A 4,960-nucleotide genomic window follows, 5' to 3' on the forward strand; every position below is an offset into this window, starting at 1 on the left:
GTTAAGCCAATATTAAGCGCGACAAATAAAATCAATATAATGGTGCAATATTTCGTTTAATTGCACCATTCTGTTTCACAAAGAGCTTAGCGATAAAAAATAACCGCCGTTAATTCAGTAATCCTGGAAACAGGGCTTTCATTCCGGTCACGACAAATTCAATGCCCAGCGCCATGAGCAGCAGCCCCATGATACGCGTAATGACGTTGATACCGGTTTGTCCCAATACGCGCACCATCAGCGGTGCGGCCCGGAATAATAACCAGCAGCAGAAGGCAAATATCGCAATCGCCAGGGTAAAGCCCAGCAGATTTGGCCAGCTGTGATAACGCGAGCTCCAGACAATGGTCGAGCTGATCGCGCCCGGCCCCGCCATCAGCGGCAGCGCCAGCGGCACCACGCCGATGCTTTCGCGAATCGCCGTTTCTGACTTCTCCTGCTTGTTCTGTTTGTCTTCACCCAGCTTGCCGCTGATCATCGACATGGCGATGGTGACCACCAGAATGCCACCGGCGATGCGGAAAGAGTCAATCGAGATACCAAACAGATGCAGGATACCGTCGCCAAGAAACAGCGAGGTCCAGAGGATAATCGCCACCGCCAGGTTCGCGGTCAGGTTGGTTTTATTGCGCTCCGCCACCGCCTGGTAGCTGGTCATGCTGATAAATACCGGAATAATGCCGACCGGGTTAACCAGCGCGAACAAACCCACAAAAAATTTAATGTAGCCAGAAAGATCGAGTAGCGCAGGGGTCACGGTGGGCTCCAGGTGATGGCGAAAAAAATCGCGCTTAATGTAGTGCAAAAGCCTGGCGAAACACCAGAGGCTAACGCAGAAATAAATGCTGCACTTAAAGCACTATCCCAGTTTATTCCGCTACTGTTAGCGCGATGTTATCGGCCTGCAGCGGGTCAGATCGGCTTCTGTAGCCGTCGACGCTAACTTTACTTGCAAAAGTGAGCGCTGAAAGGTGTCAGCTGATAGTTAAATTGATCTGCATCATAAATCGCCTACCCCATCAGGGGTAATCTTAGCCCATCGGAACTCAACCCTGTGACACAGGTCATCCTGGCGGAAAAACCTTTTTAGTAAGCAACGGCACGGGCATCGCCATCCTTAGCTATCCATAAGCGTAACGAGACTATACTTCTGGATTCAGGCTTGTTTACTAAAAAAGTTTAACTTCCTTAGGAGAGTATTATGGCCGTTACTAATGTTGCCGAGCTTAACGCACTGGTAGAACGTGTTAAAAAGGCACAGCGCGAATACGCCAATTTTAGTCAGGAACAAGTTGATACCATTTTCCGTGCAGCCGCCCTCGCCGCTGCCGATGCCCGTATCCCTCTCGCCAAAATGGCCGTTGCCGAATCCGGCATGGGTATCGTTGAAGATAAAGTGATCAAAAACCACTTCGCTTCCGAATATATTTATAACGCTTACAAAGACGAAAAAACCTGTGGCGTGCTGGACACCGATGATACCTTTGGCACCATCACCATCGCTGAGCCGATTGGCCTGATTTGTGGCATCGTGCCCACCACCAACCCGACCTCTACCGCCATCTTCAAGGCCCTGATTAGCCTGAAAACCCGTAACGGTATCATCTTCTCTCCTCATCCACGTGCCAAAGACGCCACCAATAAAGCGGCTGACATCGTACTGCAGGCTGCTATCGCGGCCGGCGCGCCAAAAGACATTATTGGCTGGATTGATGCGCCATCGGTTGAGCTCTCTAACCAGCTGATGCATCACCCGGATATCAACCTGATTCTCGCCACCGGTGGTCCGGGCATGGTGAAAGCGGCTTACAGCTCCGGCAAACCAGCGATTGGTGTGGGCGCGGGTAACACCCCGGTAGTAATTGACGAAACGGCCGATATCAAACGCGCGGTTGCCTCGATCCTGATGTCAAAAACCTTCGACAACGGCGTGATTTGCGCGTCTGAACAGTCAGTGATTGTGGTGGATTCTGTCTATGATGCCGTGCGTGAGCGCTTCGCCAGCCACGGTGGCTACCTGCTGCAGGGCAAAGAGCTGAAAGCGGTGCAGGATATCATCCTGAAAAATGGCGCGCTGAACGCGGCGATTGTCGGTCAGCCGGCTTACAAAATTGCTGAACTGGCAGGGATTAGCGTGCCGGTGAGCACCAAAATTCTGATTGGTGAAGTGAAACTGGTGGATGAGTCTGAGCCATTCGCCCATGAGAAGCTCTCGCCAACGCTGGCCATGTACCGCGCGAAAGATTATTACGATGCGGTGGATAAAGCAGAAAAACTGGTGGCAATGGGCGGTATCGGCCACACCTCCTGTCTTTACACCGACCAGGATAACCAGCGCGAGCGCGTTAACTTCTTCGGCGACAAAATGAAAACCGCGCGCATCCTGATCAACACCCCGGCTTCACAGGGCGGGATCGGTGACCTGTATAACTTCAAGCTGGCCCCTTCACTCACGCTGGGCTGCGGTTCATGGGGTGGTAACTCTATCTCTGAAAACGTGGGTCCAAAACACCTGATCAACAAGAAAACCGTGGCCAAGCGAGCTGAAAATATGTTGTGGCATAAACTTCCGAAGTCTATCTACTTCCGCCGCGGTTCACTGCCAATTGCGCTGGAAGAAGTGGCGACTGACGGTGCAAAACGCGCCTTTATCGTCACCGACCGCTTCCTGTTCAACAACGGTTATGCTGACCAGGTCACCCGCGTGCTGAAATCACACGGAATCGAAACCGAAGTGTTCTTTGAAGTAGAAGCAGACCCAACGCTGAGCATCGTGCGTAAAGGTGCCGAGCAGATGAACAGCTTCAAACCTGATGTGATTATCGCACTGGGCGGGGGTTCACCGATGGATGCGGCCAAGATTATGTGGGTGATGTATGAACATCCGGAAACTCACTTTGAAGAACTGGCGCTGCGCTTTATGGACATCCGTAAACGTATCTACAAGTTCCCGAAAATGGGTGTCAAAGCACGTATGGTGGCGATTACCACGACTTCAGGTACCGGTTCAGAAGTTACCCCGTTTGCAGTGGTTACCGACGATGCGACTGGTCAGAAATACCCGCTGGCAGATTATGCGCTGACGCCGGATATGGCGATTGTCGATGCCAACCTGGTAATGGAGATGCCGCGTTCGCTGTGCGCCTTTGGGGGTCTGGATGCCGTCACCCATGCGCTGGAAGCCTACGTATCGGTACTGGCCAACGAATACTCTGACGGTCAGGCGCTGCAGGCACTGAAGCTGCTGAAAGAGAATCTGCCTGCCAGCTATCGTGACGGCGCGAAAAATCCTGTGGCGCGTGAGCGTGTTCACAATGCGGCGACCATTGCCGGTATCGCTTTCGCCAACGCCTTCCTCGGCGTGTGTCACTCCATGGCGCATAAACTGGGCTCTGAGTTCCACATTCCACACGGTCTGGCCAACGCCCTGCTGATTTGTAACGTGATTCGCTACAACGCGAATGACAATCCAACCAAGCAGACTGCCTTCAGCCAGTACGACCGTCCGCAGGCACGCCGCCGCTATGCGGAGATTGCTGACCATCTCGGTCTGAGCGCTGCCGGTGACCGTACCGCGCAGAAAATTGAAAAACTGCTGGCATGGCTGGAAGAGATGAAAACTCAGCTGGGTATCCCAACCTCTATCCGCGAAGCGGGCGTGCAGGAAGCTGACTTCCTGGCGAAAGTCGACAAGCTGGCGGATGATGCGTTCGATGACCAGTGTACCGGTGCTAACCCACGCTATCCGCTGATTGCTGAACTGAAACAAATCATGCTGGATACCTTCTATGGCCGTGAGTTCTCAGAAGCAGATAACAGTGTTGCTGCTGAGGGTGAAGCTAAAGCCGTTAAGAGTGAGAAGAAAACCAAGAAGGCCTGATTGGCCTGATACAAAAAAACCCGCTGCGGCGGGTTTTTTTATGCTGCGGCTATTCAGGCGTGAGGCAGTTGTGAACCGTAAATGGCGTTTAGCGAGCCGTCATTAATCGCCTGTTTATAGTGCTTGCGGCACACAGAGATATAGCGCTCATTACCACCGATCACCACCTGCTCCCCTTCGCTGAACGGTTTACCCTTAGCATCCAGTCGTAACACCATGCTGGCTTTGCGTCCACAGTGACACACGGTTTTCAATTCCACCAGCTTATCGGCCCAGGCCAGTAAATACTGACTGCCGGTAAATAACTCACCGCGAAAGTCGGTACGCAGACCATAACACAGCACCGGAATATCCAGATTATCTACCACGTCCGACAGGGCTTTCACCTGCTCACGCGTCAGAAACTGGCTCTCATCCACCAGTACACAGTGAACCGTCTGCTTCGCGTGCTGTTCCGCAATTTCACTTTCCAGGTTGGTCTGCGCGTTATATAAAAAAGCCGGAGACGAAAGACCAATACGCGAGCTGACTTTTCCGGCGCCGAAGCGGTCGTCAATTTCCGCGGTATACACCAGCGTACGCATGCCGCGCTCATGGTAATTGTAGGAAGACTGCAGCAATGCGGTGGATTTTCCCGCGTTCATCGCTGAGTAATAAAAATAGAGTTGCGCCATAAATGTCTCTTGTCACTGCCCGAAACTGTTGCGCGTGAGTCTATCATAAAGCTGCTGCACTGTTGCGATGCATTATTTTTATCAACTGCTCAAATTAACGTCATCGTCATAGATCAGCAGCATCGTTATCAACATTTCGCACGTTATGTCAAAGCCGTGATCATGCAGCAATTTTATTCAGTATTATTATCGCTGATGCCCGGGCGAAAGGCGCACAGCGGTATTTATCCCTGCAAAACCTGTGCTATCAAATCTATAAAAAGAATAATAAATAGCGCCTTAAAAAGCTTAACAACATTAACTTTACGTTTTGCTTTTTAATCTGGCTATTGCAGTTATTTTTCACCGCCACTATTATGAGGCGGCAGAACAACTCCATTTATTATATTTTGAGATTAGGACAATG

Annotated in this window: 4 protein-coding genes; 2 read left to right on the forward strand and 2 right to left on the reverse strand. The window is 51.4% G+C overall.

Annotated features, from left to right (window positions below):
- Positions 1-109 precede the first annotated feature (109 nt).
- Positions 110-757, reverse strand: coding sequence for a YchE family NAAT transporter (locus QMM04_RS20865; RefSeq protein WP_031280216.1), 648 nt, complete (start codon positions 755-757; stop codon positions 110-112).
- Between the two features lie 444 nt (positions 758-1,201).
- On the opposite strand from QMM04_RS20865, the gene adhE reads away from it, so the two are divergent.
- Positions 1,202-3,880, forward strand: coding sequence for a bifunctional acetaldehyde-CoA/alcohol dehydrogenase (gene adhE / locus QMM04_RS20870; RefSeq protein ID WP_058771261.1), 2,679 nt, complete (start codon positions 1,202-1,204; stop codon positions 3,878-3,880).
- A gap of 53 nt (positions 3,881-3,933) precedes the next feature.
- Here the strand turns inward: adhE and tdk are convergent, their stop codons facing one another.
- Complete coding sequence (gene tdk / locus QMM04_RS20875) at positions 3,934-4,554, reverse strand: thymidine kinase (protein ID WP_058774613.1); 621 nt, start codon at positions 4,552-4,554, stop codon at positions 3,934-3,936.
- A 9-nt stretch (positions 4,555-4,563) separates the two neighbouring features.
- On the opposite strand from tdk, the gene QMM04_RS20880 reads away from it, so the two are divergent.
- Positions 4,564-4,875, forward strand: coding sequence for a hypothetical protein (locus tag QMM04_RS20880; protein WP_127834136.1), 312 nt, complete (start codon positions 4,564-4,566; stop codon positions 4,873-4,875).
- Positions 4,876-4,960: the final 85 nt, after the last annotated feature.

It is taken from the genome of Pantoea sp. Pa-EAmG (genome assembly GCF_030024295.1).
Classification (GTDB): domain Bacteria; phylum Pseudomonadota; class Gammaproteobacteria; order Enterobacterales; family Enterobacteriaceae; genus Pantoea; species Pantoea dispersa.